This is a genomic window from Gymnodinialimonas phycosphaerae (assembly GCF_019195455.1).
In the GTDB taxonomy this organism is placed as follows: Bacteria; Pseudomonadota; Alphaproteobacteria; order Rhodobacterales; family Rhodobacteraceae; genus Gymnodinialimonas; species Gymnodinialimonas phycosphaerae.
Window position 1 is genome coordinate 2463933 of record NZ_JAIMBW010000001.1, and the last position, 20471, is coordinate 2484403.

The following is a 20471-nucleotide window of genomic DNA, read 5'->3' on the forward strand; positions in this document are numbered from 1 at the left end:
TTCAATCAGCGGCTGAGGCCGCGACGGCGACCGAGGGTCCAATCAATACCACCACCCGAGCGGACCATTCCGGAGACCGAGCGTCCGAGTTGCCGGTCCAATTGCGGTGTCCAGGGAACGAGGGAGAACCCCAGCCCGTCATCGATCATGGCGAAGCGGCCCGAGGCGAGATTGAGGCGTTGGCGGTAGGTCCCTTCGACAGCGTCGCCCTCGTGGTGGCGGTAGCGGATCAGACCGGTCTGCGTAGCGAGCTTTGTTGCCTGCGCTTCCAGTTCGCGAGTCCGCAGCATGGAAAGGAGGTCGCGGGAGAAGACCACCCGTTTTCCCTGCCGTTGCGCCAGCCCCATGTCCACGAGATTGTTTGCGCGGCAGGCCATGGCCGTCCGCACCTCAGCCCCAAACCCTGATCCACTTAGCGGTACGCGATCACGAGCCAGTTGCAACCGATCGAGCCAGGTCGCGCCCTTGGCCCCGATCTGAGCGGACAGGTCCAGATCGGACCTGCCAACCAGTGCCAGCCGCGGTCGACCGCCCGCTTTCGGGGTCCACAGGCGCGCCTCGACGATGCCACCTTGGCCCGTGTCGCCGGTCGCCGCGATTTCTGGAAAACGTAGGTGATGAACACGCCCGTCAACCCCGTCGATGATTGCATAGGCCGTGTCGCGATGTTCGTCTTGCAGGCCCCTCTCGACGAGCCGACCGAGAATTGGGCTCGTGGGCGTGCCTTCGATAGCGAAGTCGAAATCCGCGCAGTCCGGGCCATTTTCCAGTGCGCGATGCATCGTCTTGATGATGTCGCCACGCAGGCCGAGATCGCGCAGTGTGTTTTCTGCCCCCGGCTTCAACTCCCAAACGGCTGGGAGGACGGGCGTCGCCAATCCCAATCGCTCCAGCTTTTGCGCGCGCCCGATCATCAGGCGGCGCAGCTCCGGGTTGCGGGGCTCTGGCGTTCCCCGGCGCAGATCGACAATGCGCGCATGATCGTCGGCCAAGGCGCGCAACCCGCGGTCAAGGTCGGTCGAGCGTTCGGTGGTGACCTGGCGTTCCAGGTCGCTGGTGATTTCGCGCGCGCTCCGGAGGCCGAGTTCGAGTTGCACAAGAACTTCGGCGCGCGCGCAGGCCATGGGCGATGTAGTCTCGTGAGATGACCAGGTCTCGACCGTCATCGGCTTTGCCGCGCACGAGAATGTGGACATGCGGGTTGTCGGTGCTCCAGTGGTCAACTGCCGCCCAGTCGAGCTTCGTGCCCAGGTCACGCTCGGCGCGAGCCATCGGGTCGCGGGTGAAGGCGCGCAGGTCTTCGAGTTCTTGGGCATCCTCGGGCGACACGATGAACCGGAAGTGATGGCGATCCTCCTCCCAAGTCGCCGAGAGTGTACGACCTTCAACCGTGTCGCTGTCGTGGCCAAAGAAATCGGCGCGTTGCCCGTTCTGGCTGACCCCGTCGCGTTGCAGATAACCGATGTGTTGGGCGAGCGGAGCGGAGCGGTATCGGGCCCCACGGTGTCGGACTACTCGAGCCTTTATGACGACGCGGCGGGAAGTGCGGGGGAGCCCTTTGGCGGTCCGGACAAAACGTCCCCGGCCGTCGGTAGCTCCGCGGCCTCCTGATCCACCGAAACCTTTCCCCATATGGCCGGTCTTTCGGGCCGCACGAATGACTTCGCCGACGAACCTAGTGACCCGGCGAGATGAGGGGTCCCTGTTTAGGATGCGGCCACGGCGCGGACGAAAATTGTCGTTCCGGCTCATGGCATTGATCCTTGCCAAAAGGCATCGGCACTACAAAAATCTTTTTTGATCAGATGCTTGCCGAAAAAGCCGGCACGGTTGGTCCTGAACCGGCACGGTAAATTGATCCAACAAACAACCGCATGCCTGGCCAGAGTGCCAGGCCTTTTATCTCGCAACTTTTCCGTAGAGATTTCGTGCTTCCCTTCACTCTGACGGAACTCGCCGGCGGAGCACGCTAGCCTGCGCGAGTGTGCGAACTTCATGCTCATGGCGTTTCCGATCGGCCGAGAGGCACAAACAAGCCGTGCGGAATATCGCGGTCATCGGATTGAGGGCCGGTTACAGCCTCGTCCATGGTCGCGATTGGAGTCGCAGCAAATGGCGGTGCCTCACGCCAGTCCTGCGGTCGCAACGGCAGTTCGTCAGCAAAAGTAGCATCCTGCTGCGCACTGATGATTGGCGCCAGAACGGCAAGGAAGTTGCGCGTTTCGGTGGGTAGGGAGCGTCCCGTGGCGAGATATTCTGCGTATCGCGCAGGTCCTGCATTGTAGGCCGCAAGGAAGCCCGGCGATCCGAAGTGGTCGTACATGGCGCGCAGATAGGCCGTTCCGGCGAGGATGTTTTCGCGGGGATCAAAAAGGTCATCTCCAAAGCCATGGTTCCGGCGCAAGTCGGACCAGGTGCCGGGCATGATCTGCATCAGACCCATGGCGCCTGCGCTACTGACGGCACGCGGATTGCCCGCACTTTCGACCTCGATCACAGCGCTGATCCACGCGGCTGGAACGCCAAACCTTTGCGCGGCTTCTGCGATGTGGGCGTCAAACGACTGCTGCTCGGCTGCTTCAGGCATGCGATCTTGTGCCATCGCCATCGTCGGTGCCACTGCAGACGGAGCGCACATGGTCAACACGAGCGCGGTGGTACAAGCAGAGCGATTGATGTCGGATGGGCGCACGCGTCCGCTGGTCGAGATCGCGATGGCGGCGATGATCGTGGTGATCCTGATCCTGCCGGTGACGGCGCTGTTCGGGACGGCGCTAGTGGTGACCTACGGCCTGCCTCTGACGCTCGAAACGGCAACCCTCGCCAATTTTCGCCAGATCCTGTTCGAGCAATCGGTGACCGCGCGCGCATTTGGCAATTCGACCCTGACCGCGGGTCTTGCCGCTCTGGTCATCGCGGCGGCCTGCGTGTTGCTGGCGCGGCTGCTGTCCGGGCCGCCGGGCGTGGCGCGCGGCATCGGGCGGGGCATCGCCTTTGCCGCCGAAATCACTTACGCCATCCCCGGCCTGGTGCTGTCGGTCGCATTTATCCTTACCTTCATCCGCCCGCTTCCATGGCTGGACGTGTCGATCTACAACACGCTTGGCATCATCTTCGGGGCCTATCTCTGCGCCTTCTTCGCGGTGGCGCTGAAGCCGATATCGGCGGCCTACCTGCAACTCGACCCGGCGCTCGACGAGGCAGCAAAGGTCGCGGGCGCGGGCTATTGGCGACGGCTTTGGCGGATCACGCTGCCGCTGCTGGCGCCTGCCGCCGCATCCGGCGCAATTCTCGTTTTCCTGATCGCCTATAACGAGATCACGGTCTCGGCGCTGTTGTGGTCGACGGGGACCGAGACCATCGGCACCGCGATCTACAACTATGAGAGTGGCGGTGCCACGACGCTGGCCTCTGCGATGGCGGCGGTGACGGTAGTGGCCAAGATCGGGCTTTTGCTGGCGCTCGACATCATGGGGCGCTGGCTGCCGCGCGGCGTGGTGCCTTGGCGGCCATAGCGGCTTCGGGGAGAAGCCAGCCGCCGGTCAACCGCAGGCCGATGGCCTCGCCCGCGCGCGCCGGGCGGTTCAGGTGGACCGGCAACGGCTCGGCCAGACCCTCCACGGCAACCAACGCCTCCCACAAGCCGCCGCGATAGAGAACCGAGAGGGTGCGGCCTGCGACGGCCCCCTCTGCACCCGGATCGGTCGCCGTGATGTCAGAGGGTCGCAGCATCGCGCTGCGCGGGCCGGTCTCGGCACCGTTCAGGACGCGCAGGAAGACGCGCTGACCTGCGATCAGGGCGGTGCCTTGCGCAATTTCGACCGGCAGAACGACGCCCTGTCCGATGAAGCGCGCAATCTCCTCCGAAGCGGGACGCTCGTAGATCTCCTGCGGGGTGCCGACTTGCAGGAACCGCCCCGCCGACATGACCGCCATCCGGTCCGCCACCGCCATCGCCTCGCGCTGATCGTGGGTGATGTAGAGGGTGGTTGCGCCAGAGGCCGCGTGGAAGGCGAGCAGCTCGCGCTCCATCGCGCCGCGCAGATGCGGGTCGAGATTGGCCAGCGGCTCATCCATCAGGATCGTGCGCGCGCCTTGCGCCAGACAGCGGGCAAGGGCCACGCGCTGCCGCTGCCCGCCCGACAATTCCGCCGGACGACGGGTGGCGAACGGCTGCAACGCGACCGTGGCGAGGTGTCGGTCGGCGGCGCGGGCGGCGTCATTGCGTGAAGCGCCGGCGGTTTCAATCGGGAAGGCGACATTACCGCGGACATCAAGATGCGGCCAGAGCGCGTAGGACTGGAACACCACGCCAAACCCCCGCCCCTCGGGCGGGACGTGCAAGCCCGGGCCGCTGACCGGCTCGCCGTGCAGGCGGATGCTGCCTGCATCAGCAGTCTCCAGCCCCGCGATCAGGCGCAGAAGGGTGGATTTGCCACAACCCGATGCGCCGACGATGGCGAAGAACTCCGCCTCGGCGATGTCGATGCTGAGGCCATCCACGACGGCTTGGCCGCCAAAACGCTTTGTCAGGCCGTCGATCTGAAGGGTCATGGCGCGTCATCCATTTGTTGCCGTTGCACTGTAGGGCCCATATTTCCGAAGGCCAATTGGCGATTAGCGATTAGCGATAGCAATGGGGCAAACGAGCCGAGGAGCCGCTATTTTCAGCAATTGTTGAGCCGTTCATGACGTTGTCCGCTAATCTGCACGGGGCAGGCGAACGGTAACTGCGATAGCATCGTGATCGGACAGGATAGTGCCGTCCTCACCGACTGCCGGGACCACTTTCGGCTCGGAGGCGACAAGGCCCCGGCTGAACAACCAGTCGATCTTGCCTGGAACCCGGCCCGTTGCGCGCGCGTCGTCGGGATCGAGAAACCGTTGGGTTGGCATATGGGGTACGTTGCACGTGGTCCAATCGAAGCCAGCAGCGGCCATGGTGTCGAACATCGGCTCGTGCGGCACGACATCAGACCGCTTCTGCGGATCCTCCGGCACCCCGGCGGTCCGCTCGGCCCAGCTGCGCGTCGAAGTGTTCACATCTCCCCCGATCAGGACGGGGGCAGAGGGATCATAGTGCCCGATCAATTCGACCAGTCGCACCATCTGGCCCGCGCGATGCGCCGGATCTGAATGGCTTTCCAGATGCACGCCCACCACAGTGACCGCGACCCCGTCGAGCATCACTTGCCCGCCGATGGCGATGCGCCCGCCCACCCGCGGCTCGCCCCGGGTCCAGCCGAACCACTTGCCCTCAGCCTCCAGCCGGAAGAGGACGGGACGGCGCAGCGCCAGCCGCGACAGAATGGCGTTGCCGTGAAACCCGATATTGTTGGCTTGCTCGGCGTGATCGGCGCGTTCGCCTTCCGTCCCAAGGTCCAGCTCGACGAACTCGACACCATAGGCGTAGGTCTGCCCAATAGCCTTCGCCAATTCCGCCGTACGGTGGGTGTTGCCAGTCCGGGCCATGCCTTTGTCGATCTCGGTCATCAGGCAGACATCAGCACCCTCGCGCAGCAGGACATCGGCCGTTTGCGGCAGATGGCGCAGGCGCTCGACATTCCAGGCGACGATGCGCATGGTCCCCTGCCCGTCCGGGCCAGCGGGCGACACCGACCCAACCTCGATCTGGGCGAGGGCGGGGATGGCGTCATGGGCGGCGCGAAAGCTGGCCATGTCATCTGGGCCGTCACGCAGGCGCGCGCGCGTCTGGGCGGGCACCTCTGTCAGGGCCTGGACGGTTTGCAACACGGGGCGATGGATCCAATTGGTCATGCGTCGATGTCCCTTGGGGGTGCGACACCGGCCTCTGCCACAAGGGCGGCGACCCATCCGACATCATCGCTCGACAACGTATCAATGGCTCCAGCCGCCAGCGCGTCCTTGAGGGAAGGACGCGGATCGAGACCTGCGAGCGTGATACGCTCGATCACGGTGGGAGAATAGGCGTGGCAGCGATTGACGACACCTGCTTCGTGCAGCCGCATCGCATTCCCTGCATCCCAGACGGACAGGTCGATGCACAACTCGTCAAGTCGGGCCGAGACCGCAACCTGCACCGGGTCGCCATGGCGGGCATGGACGATACCGCCGGTCGTGATCCCCGGTATCTGGGTCTTGAGCCAGCGCAGGCTCACATGGTCGAAGGAGATCATCATGACGCGCGCCCTGTCGGCAGGGTCCTCCAGCACTTCGGCCAACCGTTTGGCATAGTGGGGCAGATTGCGGCGTTCCTTGATCTCCACCTCGAAGCCCAGATCCAGATCGCGGGCCACCGCGAGGGCCTCGGTCAGGGTCAGGACCGGCTCGCCCGCGAAGGCTGGAGCAAACCAGCCGCCCGCATCCAGCTGGCGGATCGCTTCAAGGGGGATATCGGCGACTATCCCACTCCCGTCCGTTGTCCGGTCGACGCTCAGGTCGTGCATCAGCACGATCTCGCCGTCGGCGGTCAAAACCGTGTCGATCTCGGCGGTGGTGCCACCGTGGGCACGGGTGGCAAGGAAGGCGGCGACGGTGTTTTCCGGCGCGCCGACCGAGTGGCCGCGGTGGCCACAGACATGGACAAAGCCGTTGGTTGCGAAATCCCATTGCATTGAAGTGTCCCTTCAGAGTTTGCCCATGCCCGAGGCAAGGACATCGTCGCGCAACACGCGACCAGCCAGAAAAAAGACGATGAGCATGGGCACCAGCAGGATGAAGGTCACCACGGCGGCATTCGGGAAGATAATGCCGCGCCCGCCGAGGTAGGTCCACAAGATCACCGGCAGGGTCTGCACGAAAGGCGATCCGATGATGAAGGTCTTCTCGAATTCCTCGAACGATGACACGAAGGTCAGGAGGCCGCCGGCGATGAATCCGGGCCAAGCCAGCGGGATCAGGATGTACCGCGCAATCGCGCCCGGCCCCGCCCCTAGCGTGCGGGCGGCGGCGATCAGATCGTTGGGAATGGCCTCGATCGTGGCCGCGAGGATACGGATCATCAGTGGCAGTGTTCCGACAGTCTGCACCAGAATCACGCCGGAAACGGTATAGACCAGATCGAGGCGAAAGAAGATCGCGCCGATGCCCACAGCCACGATGATACCGGGCACGATCAGGGGGGCGAGGACGAAGACCTCCACAAAGCGCTTCATCCTGAATGGCAGTTTGGCCAGCGCATAGGCTGTGGGCAACGCAAGGGTGGCCGTCAGGATCGTGACCGCGATGCCGATGCCGATGGAGAGGCCAAGCGCGCTGACGATGCTTGGATTACGCAATGCTCCGGACCAATGATTAAGTGCACGCGAGGTTGGCAGGATATCGGGCGCGAACCAGCCGACCTGTGGATCGACTAGGGACCACAGCACCGTCACCAGCAGCGGCATCCCGAGAACGACGACGAAGGCCGCGCCGAGGCCCAGGGATATCCAGCGCCCATCCGCTTTGATGAAGGGCAGACGGTGATCTTTTGCCGCGGTTTGCGGGTGCTCGATGTTCATCGTTGTTCTCCACCAAAGACGCGCCGCATCCCCCGCGTTACACGGTAATAGGCCAGCAGGACCGAAATGGATATCAGGCTGAGTACCGTGCCCATTGCCGAGACAAGACCCCAGTTGTTGCGCTCGAACGCGTTGACATACATGTGGACCGAGAGCGGCAAGGGATAGACCGGCCCCAGAAGGTTCGGCACCGCATAGGCCCCCATCCCGCCGATGAAGGTCAGCAGGAACGCCGCGGTGATACCCGGCAAGGCAAGCGGCACCTGAATGCGCCAGAAGGTGGCGAGCGGCCCGGCCCCGAGGGTGCGCGCCGCCGACAGAATGTCCCGGTTGATCGAGGCCAGCGAGCCGCCGATGATCAGCGTCATTAAGGGCACGGCCTTCCACGATGTCGCGATGATCACGCCAATGGCCCATTGATCGCGCACCAGTTTCGGCAGGTCGATGCCAACGGGGGCCAGCACCCGCGCGGCCAATCCACCGCGATCAAACATGGTCATCACGACAAAGGCCGCGACGATGCCGGGCACGACCAGCGGCACCTTGTAAAGGATGTTGAACAACCGCTGTCCCGGATGGGTGCGCGCGAGCGCCACCGCCAGCGGCAGGGACAGGGCAAGACTGGCGAGGGTGGGAACAATCGCGAGGTAGGTGGAGAACCAGAGGCCGTCACGGTAGGCCTGCGTGGTTAAGAGCGCGCGGTAATGCTCCAGCGTGAAGCCTGTCTGTGCCCCACGGGTAAAAAGACCAAAGCCCCCCAGAAACGCCAGCAGAAGCGGCAAGCCGAAGAAAAGTGCCAGATAGCCTCCGGCGGGCAGGAGGAGGATGGGGACGGCGGCGCGGTGCAAGAGGCTCATGGAAGGGCCATTAGTTCCACCTCGCCCAAGGGGTGCGGCGGCGTCCTTGTGTTAAAGCTGACGCGCTGGCCCACGGCCGGAAGGGCCACCCCGCTTCCGGTATCGCGCATCCGAATTTCCAGATCGCCAAATGCCACGCGACATTCAACGCTGGCCCCCAGAAACGTCACTGAACGGACCTCGCCGGGGCCTTCCGGGTCGAGCACCATGGCGATGTCTTCGGGGCGCAACGAGACATGAGTGGCCTCGGCGGCGGCCTTTGCGATAATCGGCTGGCCCCAGGGCAGCACGGCTTGGCCGTTCTGTCGGACGACCGGTAAAACATTGGTTTGCCCCAGGAACTCTGCGGCAAATCGGGTGCGGGGTTGGCGGTAGAGCGCCACGGGCGCGCCTTCCTCGATGATCCGCCCCGCCTGCATCACAAGGATCCGATCCGCCAGCGCCATGGCCTCGGCCTGATCATGGGTGACATAGATCGCGGTGATGCCGAGGCGGCGTTGCAGAACCTTCAGATCGTCGCGCAACTGGTCACGCAGCTTGGCGTCGAGGTTCGAGAGCGGCTCATCAAACAGCAGGATATCAGGCTCGATCACCACAGCCCGCGCTAGGGCCACGCGCTGTTGCTGCCCGCCGCTCAACGCCTTTGGGTAGCGCTCCGCGAACGCGCCAAGGTCCACCAGATCGAGGGCGGCGGCCACCCGCGCATCGGCATCAGCGCGCGCGATGCCCCGCATCTTCAACCCGAAACCGACATTGGCGGCGACCGTCATGTGCGGGAACAGGGCATAGGACTGGAACACAAGCCCGATATTGCGCCGCTCGGGCGGCAGGGCATGGATCGCGCGACCATCGATCCGGATCTCGCCCCGGTCGGGCTGGGTGATCCCGGCGATAATCCGCATCAGAGTTGTCTTGCCGCAGCCCGAAGGGCCAAGCAGGGTGACGAATTCCCCGTCCGCCACGCTGAGCGACAGGGCGTGAAGGGCAGTGGCGTCGCCAAAGCTCTTGGCGATGCCATCCAGATGCAGGGTGCTCATGGTCGCACCCCCCGCACCGAACAGGTGTGAGGGGGCTGGAAGCAGGCAGCGATCATTGCTGAAGAATATCCACCACGAACCGATCCGTGGCGGCAGAGCTGACCACACCGGCGATCCGCGCGCGGCTGCGGGCGTTGAACAGATCGGTCGGGATCAACCGATCGGCCATGTCGCTGTCGATGGCCGCAGAGAGGTCCAGCCCGGTCCGGGCGGAGCGCGAGCCGTTGAGGCCGACCTTGATCACCTGCGCCTCGTCCGAGAGCAGGAAGTTCACGAACAAAAGCGCCGCCGCGACGTTGTCGGTGCCGGAGGGGATCATGATGCCGTCGCCGTCGCCGACCTGCCCACTTTCCAGAAGCGTGGTGCGTACCGTCGGCGGCAGCAGGCCACGACCGATGAAGTCAAAGGTTTGATCCTCCCACACGGTGCCGATGCTGGCCACGCCATTGGCGATCAGGTTCAGCGTATCGGTATTGCCGTTGGTGATTTCGACGAACTCTTCCAGCTCGGCGAAATAGGCCATCACCGGGTCAAGACAGTCACCTGCTGCCCATTCGACAGCCTGTTCCGGGGTCAGGGTGAAATCCTGCGCCTGGGCCACACATTCGCCTGAGGCAAGCCCCAAGATCGCGCTTTCGAGAAAACCGCCACCCGATCCGCCGCCCGCAGGCGAGGTCATCGCGAACTGGCCCGGGTTCTCGCGCGCCCAATCGAGGATGGCCGCGAATGTCTGCGGCACCTGCTCTGCCGCAAGGCTGCGGGTGTCGTAGCCGATGGCCGTCTGGTTGCGGTGAAACGGCACCACAACGTCGCCGTGGAAATACCCGCGCGATACAGTCGCGGCCTCTTCCGCGAGATCGGGCGCGGAGGGCAGCATCGTGTTCAGCGGCAGGTTCGCGATCACGCCGGATTCGTTGGCAAGGCGGACCTGGCCATTGGGCATGAAGAACACGTCCGCAGGCGACTCGCGCCCGGCTTCATGGGCAGCGATCAACTGCTGCACGCCGGCGGCGCCGTCGATGGAGACGTGGGTGACGGTGATGTCCTGATATATCGCATTGAAGGCCGGGATCAGGTTGTCCACGAACAGCGGGCCAAAGGATTCCGTGAAATCGTAGAAGACGATCTCCGTGCCTGTCGCGAGGGGCAAAAGGCTTGCTTCAAACGACCCGGGCGTCAATGTGGAGAAGTCGACCGGGCTTTCGAAATTGAACGTTTCGGCGCCGACAGGCTGCTGCGCGGAAACGGTCGAGGCGGCGATGACGCTGACAAGAAGCGTTGTTGAGACAAGGCGGGCGGTGACAGACATTTGCAAGATCCTTTCTATCAGCGCCCGCGCCTTGAGGTCATATGCCCAGAGCAAAGCCTGATGTCGTTGAAACAGGTGTGACAAAGCTTTAGCGCGTGCCAATGAACCTGAGGCAACGGGGCGGTAACAGTTTTTAAACATGCGCGGTTTGCCACCGGCGATGTCGGACGCGCAGGCGGGATGCCGCGCTGTCATCTTTTGTCACCCCTGCCCATTTCAGGACGAAATGCGAATTGCCGACCATCGGATGCAGCAGGTGCAGGCGCGGGCGGCGACCCTGGCCGGGATCCCGCCCCTACCCCCGAGGACCGGCTGAAAGTGTGGATGCACCATACCTTCTACGGATCGCTCATTCGCAGCCATGCAGGCCGCCACCAGACAGGAACCTTTGCCGCGCCCCATGCCAGACTTGTGGGGCACCTTGCGGCTCTGTCCGGGTGGCACAAGGGTTTGGCAGCGCGCTTTCAGTCCAGCCGCAAACCGGTGTATGCATCGAAGAGGTGGAGGTCATCGGGATCGAAACAGACCTCGACAGGATCGCCTTTGGACAGTTGGCGCTTGTCCGGTGTGACGATGGGCACCGTTTCGCCAGCAACCCTTAGATGGTGCAGGCGGGCATTGCCTAACTCCTCGCTCAGTTGATGCGTGGCGGTCAGCGTCGCGCCAACCATGCCGAAGCGCAACGCCTCGGGCCTGATCCCCACGACCACAGCCGCCCCATCGCGCAGGTGTTCCGAACGACCCGGCAACGCGATCTGCTGCCCGTCGGACAATAAAATCGTCCCAGCCTCACCCCAGTACGTCGCCGGAATGGTGCCCATGGAGGGAGAGCCGATAAAGCGCGCGATATACAGCGAGCGAGGCGTCTCGTAGACCTCTGACGGCGTGCCAACTTGCTGGATTTCGCCGTCGCGCATGACCACCAGTCGGTCGGCCAGCGTCATCGCCTCGACCTGGTCGTGGGTGACATAGACCGAGGTTGCGCCCACATCCTCGTGGATCCGCCGGACCTCGTGGCGCATCTGGACCCGCAATTCGGCGTCGAGGTTCGACAGGGGCTCATCGAACAGAAACACCGATGGCGACCGGATGATCGCGCGTGCCATGGCGACTCGCTGGCGCTGACCACCGGATAATTCACTCGGCTTGCGGTCCAGCAAGCCGTCCAGTTGTACCAGTTTGGCGGTTCGCTCGGCCCGGCGTCGGCGCTCGGCGCGTGGCAGGCCCTCGACCCGGAGGGAATAGGCGATATTCTCGGCCACGGTCATGTGTGGATAGAGCGCGTAATTCTGGAACACCATGGCGCAGCCGCGATCCTTTGGCTCCAGCCCCGACACCTCGGTCTCACCGATCTGGATGGAACCTGCGGACTTGTGTTCCAGCCCGGCGATCAGGCGCAGGAGGGTGGACTTGCCACAGCCAGAGGGGCCGAGGATGACGACGAATTCGCCGCCACGGATGTGCAGATCGACTCCCTTGAGAATGTCAGTCACACCGAAAGCCTTGCGAAGGCCCGAGAGGGTTATGTTGGTCATATCTGCCTGATCCAAAATACGATTGGCCGGAGGAACAACGCCCCCCCGGCCAATGCAGGTAGTCCGCCCGTGCGGCTTAGTTGGCGGCGATCATCTCGCGCATCTGGTCCGCAAAGACGCCAAGTGCCTCTTCGGCGGTCTGCTCGCCCAGAACAATGGATTGCCATACCGCGGGCTCTTCTGAGCGGATCGCGGGCATTGCAGGCGGGCGAGCACGGCCAAAGCCCACTTCCAGCTGGGTGTTGGCGACGAGATACGCGGGGTATTCCGCAATGGTTTCCTGCGCCAGATCGGTCTCGATGGCCCCCTCTACAATCGGCAAATAGCCGGTGCGCACGAAGACGAAGGCGTTGTTTTCCACGGTCGTGACATATTCGATAAATTCCCATGCGCCGTCCTGAACCTCCTGCGGGGCAGAAGCGACGATACCGAGCGTTGCGCCGCCGATTGGCGCGGCACAGACTGCCTGACAAGGCAGCGGCGCCACGCCGAGATCAAACGGCAGGTTCTCCAAATTTCCGGTCAAGCCACCGGTGGAGTTAAACTCGATCGCTGCCCGGCCAGTATCGAAATACTGATCGCCCACGTCCTCATCCAGCGCTGCCTCGAGTGAAGCCACGCCATGCACGTTTACCCAATCGGCAGCGTATTGATACGCCATGATGGACTCCGGCATGTCGATCTGCACCGCGTTGTTGACTGGGTCAACCCAGCCACCGCCAGCCTGGTTGGTCATCGCCCAACGCACCCATTGCGGCGGGGTCACAATGCCCCACTGCATCACGGTATCGCCGTCGCGTATCGTCAGCGCTCGCGCCAGCTCGGTCACTTCGTCCCAGGTTGTCGGCGGCGCATCGGGGTCGAGGCCTGCGGCGCGGAACAGGTCACGGTTGTAATACATGACAGGGGTGGAAACGTTGAAAGGCAGCACATACGACTCGCCCAGATAACGCGACGCATCGAGCGCGAAGGGACGAATGCGGTCCGTCAACTCAGCCCCTGCGGCGTCCAGATAGGGCTGCAAGGGCGCAAGCGCACCGCGGTCGGCAAAAAGCCCATAGCGCGTGATTTCCAGCATGACGAGGCCCGGCGCAGTGTTGCCCGCAATGGCAGCGGTCAGGCGCTGCGTGCCTTCGGTATAGTTGCCAGTGTAGACCGGGACGATCTGATAATCGCCCTGGCTTTCGTTGAACATCGCGGCCAATTCGTCGACAGCGGTGCCGTTGTTGCCGCTGAAGGCGTGCCAGAATTCAACCTGGGTTTGGGCATGACCGGCGGTGGCCGCCAGGCAAAGCGCAATGGCGCAAGTTGTCAGTCGCATGAGAAGGTCCCCGAGTTTGGTTAATTCCCAAAAACGGTAGCGAGGCAGCGTAACACTCCGATGACCGTTGTGTGATAAACGATGTCACGCGTTCGTCACGCAGTTGATACGTTCGGATGTGTAAGTCACTGAGATGACGCGCCTCAGCCCCTACCTGTTCGTTTTGCCCGCCTGCCTGATCCTGGGGCTCTTTGTCTATTGGCCGATCGTCTATTCCGTTTGGCTAAGCGTGCACCGCTGGGATTTCCTGATGCCGCAACCAGAATTCATCGGCGCGCGGAATTACGTTGTCATGCTGACCAGCGGGCAGTTCCAGAACGCGCTCTGGAATACCGTTCTATTCACATTGATTTCCGTGCCGCCGACGCTGGGTCTCGCCCTTGCGGTGGCGGTGCTCGTCGCGCCGCCTACTCGGCCCAACCGTCTTTTGCGGTCAGTCTACTTCATGCCGACGGTGATGTCGGCGGTCGCCATCGGCGTAATTTTCGACTGGATGATGAATACCGAGATCGGGACATTCAACCGGGTGTTGAACGCCCTTGGCTTGCCTGCGGTGCGTTGGCTCAGCGATCCGGATGTGGCGTTGTTTTCGCTCGCCATCGTCGAGGTCTGGAAGCAGTTTGGCTATTCGGTCGTGATCTATGCCGCAGCCCTTCAGGCGATCCCTACGGCGCTTTACGAGGCCGCACGAATGGACGGTGCACGCTCGTGGCACCAGTTCCGTGACGTGACCTTTCCGCTGGTCATGCCGACGACTTTCTTCCTGCTGATCCTGTCGGTCATAAACGGTTTCCAAGTCTACACCTTCGTAGAAGTGATGACCCAAGGCGGCCCCGCGCGAGCGACGGAGGTAATTCTTTATTACCTGATCCGCGTCGGCTTCGATGGTGCAAATGTCGGGCTTGGGTCGGCTGTCGCGTTGTTCCTCTTTGCCTTGTTGATCGGGATCACAGTTCTGAAAATCGTCACCATCGGGCGGAAGGTGCATTATGGCTACGATTGAAAGTGCGGCGGGCGTTGTCGTGACCCCCTCTGAACGCGGCGGCATGCGCGCGCCACTCAGAGTGCTGTTCCTAGGGTTTCTCGCTTTGGTCGTGCTTTATCCGCTATGGGAGATCGCCCGGATTTCCTTTCTGAATCCTGTTGAGGTCAACGCAGCCGACGCGCGCTTCTGGCCGCCGACCTTTCGCGCCTATGTCGAGGCATGGACAGGCGTGTCATTCCCGCGCTATTTCATCAACTCGGTCGTGGTCACGCTGGCCGTGACGCTGGGCAGCACGGTCACGGCGATTCTCGCGGCCTATGCCTTCGCGCGGGCCGAGTTCCGGGGCCGTGATCTGTTGTTTCTGGCCGTTATCGGCACACTGATGATCCCCAACCACATCACGCTAATCCCCAACTATCTGACCTTCGCGCGGTTCAACCTGCTCAACACGTTTGTTTGCCTGATCGTGCCTTTTCTCGCCTCGGGTTTTTCGGTGTTCTTCCTGCGCCAGCATATGCTGACGATCCCCCGCGCGCTGGACGAGTCGGCGCGGATGGACGGGGCGAGCACGGGAATGATCCTGCGCACGATCATCGTGCCGCTGTCTTGGCCCGCGATCGCGGTGGTGGCGCTGTTCGCGTTCATGGGCCAGTGGAACGAGTTCATCTGGCCGTTGCTCGCCACCACCTCCGACGATATGCGCACGATCCAGATCGGATTGCGCTACCTGCTGCGGGACCAAGAGGGGGCTTTGCCGGATTGGCCCCTGGTAATGGCGGGAACCATGATCACGCTGGTGCCGTTGCTGATCGCCTATGCCGTGGCCGAGCGGCACCTGATCCGGGGCATCACAATGGGATCGTTCCGATGACCGACATCGCATCACATCGCGGCGGTGCCGCGATCTGGCCCGAAAACTCGCGGCTTGCCTTCGAAGAGACAGCAAAACTTGCTGTCGAGCAGATCGAATTCGACGTGCAACTCAGCGCCGATGGCGTCCCCGTTATCTTTCACGACAGCGACGTCGCGCGTGTGACCGATGGCACGGGCCAATTGGTTAACAAGACCTTGGCCGAGATCAAGGCGTTAACGATCTCCAACGGCGGAGGACAGATCATGACCTTGGCCGAGGGGTTGGAATTGCTGGCGCCAACTCACCTCTTGCTGCGTTGCGAGATCAAGCCGGGGCCCGAGATTAGGCCCTATCCGGGCCTGCGCGAGGCAACAGTGGCGATGATCGCAGCCAATCGACTGCTGGATCGCACGGTTCTGACCTCGTTCCACCTGCCGACATTGGCCGCGCTGGCGGATGAGCGGGTGGCAGCGAAAGACCTGATCTGGCTGGTCGCCGATCCGATCATGCGCCTGACCTCGCCAGAGGCGGTGGCTCATCTCGCACAAACATCCGGGATAGATCATGTCGCGCCGCACCATCTGTCGCTACGCGACGGGATGCTGGACATGCTTCGTGACAAGGGGCTGACCGTTGGCGCCTTTGCAGTATTGGAGGATGAAGCGATTGTCTGGGCGCTGGAAAACGACCTTTCGGTGTTCACAACGGATCGCCCCAACTCGGCGGTGGTGATCCGAGATCGATTGGTGCGCGGCACTGGTGCCTGAGGGCACTTGGCGAGCTAGGGTCGACGCTGCAGAATGCTCCTGTGCCGAAGGCAAACACCTCGTCTGAGAGTTGCCTGCATCACAGGCATGCAGGACACTTCAACCAAGGACAATGGTCCGGGATCCGAAGGATGCACCCGGAAGAAGCTTGGTCCGCTTGAACTGTCTCGCATCCTTTATGGAGAACGAACCCGCCCCCAGCCGCCAAGTCAGTAGTGTCGCCGAAGGGCCCAACGGTGGCAGCACTGGAAGCTGCAGCCGAAAAATTGTGATACGGTCTTCCGAGAAATGTTCAGGGGTTTTCGTTGCAATTCGCTCAGATCGCATTGTATGCGGCAGCCAAGTTGCGAACATCTGATTGCAGGAACGGATGCCGATCTTGGCCATGCGGGGTTTCCACCGACCGTCCTGTCAAAAAGCTTCATGCCGTTCGAAGCAGAGGAGGGATTTGGCAATTAGGCGTTTTTTCAGCAAATTCTCTGCCAGCAAGCGGACGCCCACCCATAGGACTTGTTTTATGATCAGCCAATGATTGTTGACAGAGTGCCACCCTCTCATGCCTCCGCGTCGTGCGACTGAAATAGACGAAACTCCATCGAGCATGCATCCGGTGCGCCAAGCCCACCTGAAACGTTCGAACGATTTGTAGCTACCTTTCTTCGTTTTCGATCGCTAAATTCCTCAGAGCTCCCAGTCAAAAAGGTATCTTCCTGAACTGAAGTATCGGGAATTGAATAGAACGCTCCTCCGCTACCAGTTCACCTACTAAAAACAACACCTTACCAATATCGGCGCGCGAACCATGTCTCGAAATGATGTGTGTGGGTGACATTTGGATGCCAAAGTTACTGCGTGAGTCGAGACAAGAACCCACACTTTCAGAACGCTGCATGCCTACAGTGGCAACATACTTGAAGGAAGTTCTTGGATATACCGAGGTTGCGCGGCACCACTGAAACAGTCCACCACAGGCCAGAAAACGGGCAATCATTTGGGGTCATGACTTTCCGAGCAATGGGCCCTTCCGGGACAGATGAACCACTTCAGGACAGACCGGCCCATATCCCGCGCTCTTCAGCAGAGCAGGTCAATGCCTTTGATGCATGCGCTTTTCGCATTCAAAGCTTCTTGATTCCTTGTCGCCAATCGAGAGATTTTCTTGAAGAGATGTTCGAAACGGCAATTGGATAAATAATGATTCACCATCCCTTCATATATTTGTAAGGATCGAAAATTGGGGCCGGTCCAGATCCCCGTCGTCACGATTTAGAACGATCAAGCCAGACATCTCTAGAAGGAAAGAATTCCAAATTCCGAACACGTCACATCCAATTATTTCATTCCGGATCGAATGTTCTTCAGAATGCACTCATGGAAAAAAATGCTTGAGAAGGCTTTGGATTTCTCTATCACTTCATCAGGTGATCGCCTGATCGACCCGGGCGCTGGACCTGTGCTTGCCATGAAAAGGGAAAGGTCAATGGAAAGTGACCGCGGACAAGTCAACTGAAGCGGAACCACATCAATCACAGGGGCTTGCCGATCTTGGGAACTGGCGGACGAAGCCGCACAGCGACTGGGCGTTCTCGAATGTGGACAAGCTCGTGCCGGTGGCTTCCATCAACTTGGAAACCTCGCGCCCGACAGCCCCGGAATTCGGATCGCTTCTGACGGATGAAATAGAAACCGGTGATGGCAGGACGTCGATATCTTGCGCGCTGCGGGATCTGGACACGGACATCGTGCTTGCGTGCAAGGACGGTATCCCTGCTGCGCTCTGGACCGCGCCTCATGCGGATGCACATGCGCCGCATCTTGCATTTTCGGTGTCCAAATCAATCACCGGATTGGCTGCAGGTGTGGCATGGGCTGAAGGGCACCTGGATCTCGACGCCGTCATCGTGACCCTTGTTCCCGAATGTGCCGGTTCCGGTTTCGGCGATGCCACGGTCAGGAACCTGTTGGATATGCAGGTGTCCCTGGACATCGACGAAACCTATGCTGGCACATCGGGCTTCGGCGCACGCTATTGCCGGGCAGTACTGTGGGATCCACCCGAACCGGGCGAAGAGATCGACCATTTCGGTCTGCTGACCACCATTGGAAAAGGCGACGAGGATCATGGCGGGCCGTTTCGCTACCGTTCGGCAAATTCGGACATGATCGGCGTGGTTCTGGAGCGCGCGGTCGGACAGCGCTTCAACCGGTTCGTGTCGGACGTGCTCTGGGAGCCGATGGGCGGCGAGGGCAAGGCACATGTCACTGTCGACCGGCGCGGCATGGCGCAGTCCGCCGGCGGCATTTCCTGCACGGCGTTCGATCTGGCGCGGTTGGGAGAGATCATGCGCTGTAACGGCGCGGTGGGCGGGCGCCAGGTCCTGTCGCCTGCCTTCGTGTCCGACACGATCCATGGCGGCGATGCCGCCGCATGGCGGGACGGCGATTGGGGTGGGTTGCTGCCCGGTCATCGTTACAGAAACCAGTGGTATGCGCGCGGCGATCGGGACGGCTGTGTTTATGCAAAGGGCATCCACGGTCAATGGCTTTACATCAACCCCCGGCACCGCGCGACGATCGTCAAGTTCTCCAGTCAGGCGGCGGCTGCCGACCCGGAGCTCGACGCGGCGACCCTGCGGTTGCTTGACGCCATTGCCGAACGCCTCTGAGGTGTCACGCCCTGCATCGGGCAGCAAAAACCGCATGGAATTGCATTCGAATCTGGCACGCCCGATGCGTATCGTATCGGCGGCCACGCTCGGGATGCCGCCGTGCCCGTTGTTCGGGTCCGACGCCATTTGCATTATGGAAACCTTGGGTCTTTCGTCGGATCAATCCGTGTCGGTGACACTGCGTTCCCGCGCTTTTTACTGGTGGGACGCGATGAGGGGCGGCATGGATCTTGATCCGCAATGAAAACGAATGCAAAACAAGGAAACAAGGGCGCGTGTTCGTGCTTTCTGCCCATCATCCCACCCGAAAGGACATGTGAATGACTGAAGGTCCGGTATCCGCGAATGGTGTCACTTTTCTTCGCAAGCCGAAGGCCGTCACGTCAGGGGACATGTCCGAGATCCGGAAGACGGTGAGCGACGTGATCGCCGCGGTGCAGGACCGAGGCGACGCAGCCGTGCGCGAATACGCCTCGAAATTCGATCGCTGCGACCTGGCGGAATTCGAGGTATCGACGGCCGAACGGCAGGCAGCGCTGGACAGGCTGGATCGTCAGACCCGCGCGGATACCGAATTCGCCATCGCCAATGTCCGGACATTTGCCGAGGCGCAACTTGCAACGATGCAGCCACTGGAAATCGAGATACTGGACGGCGTCCATCTGGGCCATCGGATCGTGCCCATCGAGCGGGTCGGCTGCTATGTGCCGGGCGGCCGCTATCCGCTGCTGTCCGCCCCGGTGATGACGATCGTCCCGGCCAAGGTCGCTGGGGTCGACGAGGTGATCGCCTGTTTGCCGCCCAACGCGCATGAGGCGATGATCGCCGGGTGCCACCTGTCCGGCGCCGACCGCATCTTCCGCATCGGCGGGGCGCAGGCGATCGCTGCGATGGCGGTCGGGACCGAGACCGTGCCGCCGGTGGACAAGATCGTGGGCCCGGGAAACGCCTTCGTGAACGAGGCCAAGCGGCAGGTTTTCGGCCCGGTGGGCATCGACCAGTTGGCGGGTCCGTCCGAGATCTACATCCTCGCCGATCACACCGGCGACGCCGAGATGATCGCCACCGACCTGCTGGCGCAGGCCGAACATGACGTGCGCACCCGCGTCGGCCTGATCACGACCGACGCCACGCTGGCCGAGGCTGTGGAGCGCGAAGTCGAACGCCAACTGACCGAACTTGCCACCGCCGAGACCGCCGCTCAGGCATGGGAAGACCAGGGCGAGATCGCCGTCTGCGCGGACGAGGCGGCGATGATCGCCTATTCCGATGTCATCGCGGCGGAGCATCTGCAACTCCATACCGCCGAACCGAAAACGCTCGCCATGAAGTTGCGCAATTACGGGTCGTTGTTTATCGGCGAAATGGCCAGCGTGGTCTATTCTGACAAGTGCTGCGGAACCAACCACACGCTGCCCACCATGGCTGCCGGGCGCTATACCGGCGGTCTTTGGGTCGGGTCCTACGTCAAGGTTGTCACCCATCAGTGGATAGAACCCGAGGGCGTGCGCCGGGTTGCGCCGCCCGCCGTACGGCAGAGCGCGAGCGAGGGGCTGGACGGGCATCGGCGAGCGGCGCAATTGCGGCTGGATCGCCTGCAATCGAACGACAAGTAGGGACGCGGCCGGGTGGCATCACCGACCGGCCGACTGCCCTT

Annotated in this window: 18 protein-coding genes; 7 read left to right on the forward strand and 11 right to left on the reverse strand. The window is 62.2% G+C overall.

Annotated features, from left to right (window positions below; genetic code table 11):
- Positions 1 to 5 precede the first annotated feature (5 nt).
- The gene (locus KUL25_RS12230; protein WP_345790986.1) at positions 6 to 1166 is read right to left on the reverse strand and encodes a DUF3363 domain-containing protein; all 1161 of its coding nucleotides are present in this window, start codon (positions 1164 to 1166) and stop codon (positions 6 to 8) included.
- Between the two features lie 178 nt (positions 1167 to 1344).
- Between KUL25_RS12230 and KUL25_RS21845 the strand changes: the two genes are divergently transcribed.
- Positions 1345 to 1611 (forward strand): hypothetical protein, encoded by a 267-nt coding sequence (locus KUL25_RS21845; RefSeq protein ID WP_345790987.1) that lies wholly within the window; start codon positions 1345 to 1347, stop codon positions 1609 to 1611.
- Positions 1612 to 1999: 388 nt separating this feature from the next.
- Here KUL25_RS21845 and KUL25_RS12235 read toward each other — a convergent pair whose 3' ends face one another.
- Positions 2000 to 2608, reverse strand: a complete 609-nt coding sequence (locus KUL25_RS12235; protein ID WP_257893189.1) for a lytic transglycosylase domain-containing protein — start codon at positions 2606 to 2608, stop codon at positions 2000 to 2002.
- Positions 2609 to 2636: 28 nt separating this feature from the next.
- On the opposite strand from KUL25_RS12235, the gene KUL25_RS12240 reads away from it, so the two are divergent.
- Positions 2637 to 3515 (forward strand): ABC transporter permease, encoded by an 879-nt coding sequence (locus tag KUL25_RS12240; protein WP_257893190.1) that lies wholly within the window; start codon positions 2637 to 2639, stop codon positions 3513 to 3515.
- On the opposite strand, the gene KUL25_RS12245 is transcribed toward KUL25_RS12240, so the two are convergent.
- The 9 genes from KUL25_RS12245 to KUL25_RS12285 form a co-directional block, all read right to left on the reverse strand.
- Positions 3469 to 4554: an ABC transporter ATP-binding protein gene (locus KUL25_RS12245; protein ID WP_257893191.1), complete on the reverse strand. Its 1086-nt coding sequence runs from the start codon at positions 4552 to 4554 to the stop codon at positions 3469 to 3471. The two genes, KUL25_RS12240 and KUL25_RS12245, sit on opposite strands and share 47 nt — an antisense overlap.
- Before the next feature lie 147 nt (positions 4555 to 4701).
- Entirely contained in the window at positions 4702 to 5778 is a 1077-nt protein-coding gene (locus KUL25_RS12250) for an endonuclease/exonuclease/phosphatase family protein (protein ID WP_257893192.1), read from the reverse strand.
- Positions 5775 to 6596 carry a glycerophosphodiester phosphodiesterase gene (locus KUL25_RS12255; protein ID WP_257893193.1) on the reverse strand — a complete coding sequence of 274 codons (822 nt, stop codon included), beginning with the start codon at positions 6594 to 6596 and terminating at the stop codon, positions 5775 to 5777. The genes KUL25_RS12250 and KUL25_RS12255 overlap by 4 nt, the downstream gene beginning before the upstream one ends.
- A gap of 12 nt (positions 6597 to 6608) precedes the next feature.
- Entirely contained in the window at positions 6609 to 7481 is an 873-nt protein-coding gene (locus tag KUL25_RS12260) for an ABC transporter permease (protein ID WP_257893194.1), read from the reverse strand.
- The gene (locus KUL25_RS12265; protein ID WP_257893195.1) at positions 7478 to 8338 is read right to left on the reverse strand and encodes an ABC transporter permease; all 861 of its coding nucleotides are present in this window, start codon (positions 8336 to 8338) and stop codon (positions 7478 to 7480) included. Before KUL25_RS12265 ends, KUL25_RS12260 begins: the two co-directional genes overlap by 4 nt.
- Entirely contained in the window at positions 8335 to 9375 is a 1041-nt protein-coding gene (locus KUL25_RS12270) for an ABC transporter ATP-binding protein (protein WP_257893196.1), read from the reverse strand. Before KUL25_RS12270 ends, KUL25_RS12265 begins: the two co-directional genes overlap by 4 nt.
- Positions 9376 to 9427: 52 nt before the next feature.
- Positions 9428 to 10684, reverse strand: a complete 1257-nt coding sequence (locus KUL25_RS12275) for an extracellular solute-binding protein (RefSeq protein ID WP_257893197.1) — start codon at positions 10682 to 10684, stop codon at positions 9428 to 9430.
- Positions 10685 to 11148: 464 nt separating this feature from the next.
- Positions 11149 to 12219: an ABC transporter ATP-binding protein gene (locus tag KUL25_RS12280; protein ID WP_257893198.1), complete on the reverse strand. Its 1071-nt coding sequence runs from the start codon at positions 12217 to 12219 to the stop codon at positions 11149 to 11151.
- 76 nt (positions 12220 to 12295) lie between these two features.
- Positions 12296 to 13540 (reverse strand): ABC transporter substrate-binding protein, encoded by a 1245-nt coding sequence (locus KUL25_RS12285; RefSeq protein WP_257893199.1) that lies wholly within the window; start codon positions 13538 to 13540, stop codon positions 12296 to 12298.
- A 133-nt stretch (positions 13541 to 13673) separates the two neighbouring features.
- On the opposite strand from KUL25_RS12285, the gene KUL25_RS12290 reads away from it, so the two are divergent.
- From KUL25_RS12290 to hisD, 5 genes are all read left to right on the forward strand, one after another.
- Positions 13674 to 14543, forward strand: coding sequence for a carbohydrate ABC transporter permease (locus tag KUL25_RS12290; protein WP_257893200.1), 870 nt, complete (start codon positions 13674 to 13676; stop codon positions 14541 to 14543).
- Positions 14530 to 15396 carry a carbohydrate ABC transporter permease gene (locus tag KUL25_RS12295; RefSeq protein WP_257893201.1) on the forward strand — a complete coding sequence of 289 codons (867 nt, stop codon included), beginning with the start codon at positions 14530 to 14532 and terminating at the stop codon, positions 15394 to 15396. The genes KUL25_RS12290 and KUL25_RS12295 overlap by 14 nt, the downstream gene beginning before the upstream one ends.
- Positions 15393 to 16145 carry a glycerophosphodiester phosphodiesterase gene (locus tag KUL25_RS12300; protein ID WP_257893202.1) on the forward strand — a complete coding sequence of 251 codons (753 nt, stop codon included), beginning with the start codon at positions 15393 to 15395 and terminating at the stop codon, positions 16143 to 16145. The genes KUL25_RS12295 and KUL25_RS12300 overlap by 4 nt, the downstream gene beginning before the upstream one ends.
- A gap of 1487 nt (positions 16146 to 17632) precedes the next feature.
- The gene (locus KUL25_RS12305) at positions 17633 to 18811 is read left to right on the forward strand and encodes a serine hydrolase domain-containing protein (RefSeq protein ID WP_257893203.1); all 1179 of its coding nucleotides are present in this window, start codon (positions 17633 to 17635) and stop codon (positions 18809 to 18811) included.
- Between the two features lie 323 nt (positions 18812 to 19134).
- Positions 19135 to 20430, forward strand: coding sequence for a histidinol dehydrogenase (gene hisD / locus KUL25_RS12310; protein WP_257893204.1), 1296 nt, complete (start codon positions 19135 to 19137; stop codon positions 20428 to 20430).
- Positions 20431 to 20471: the final 41 nt, after the last annotated feature.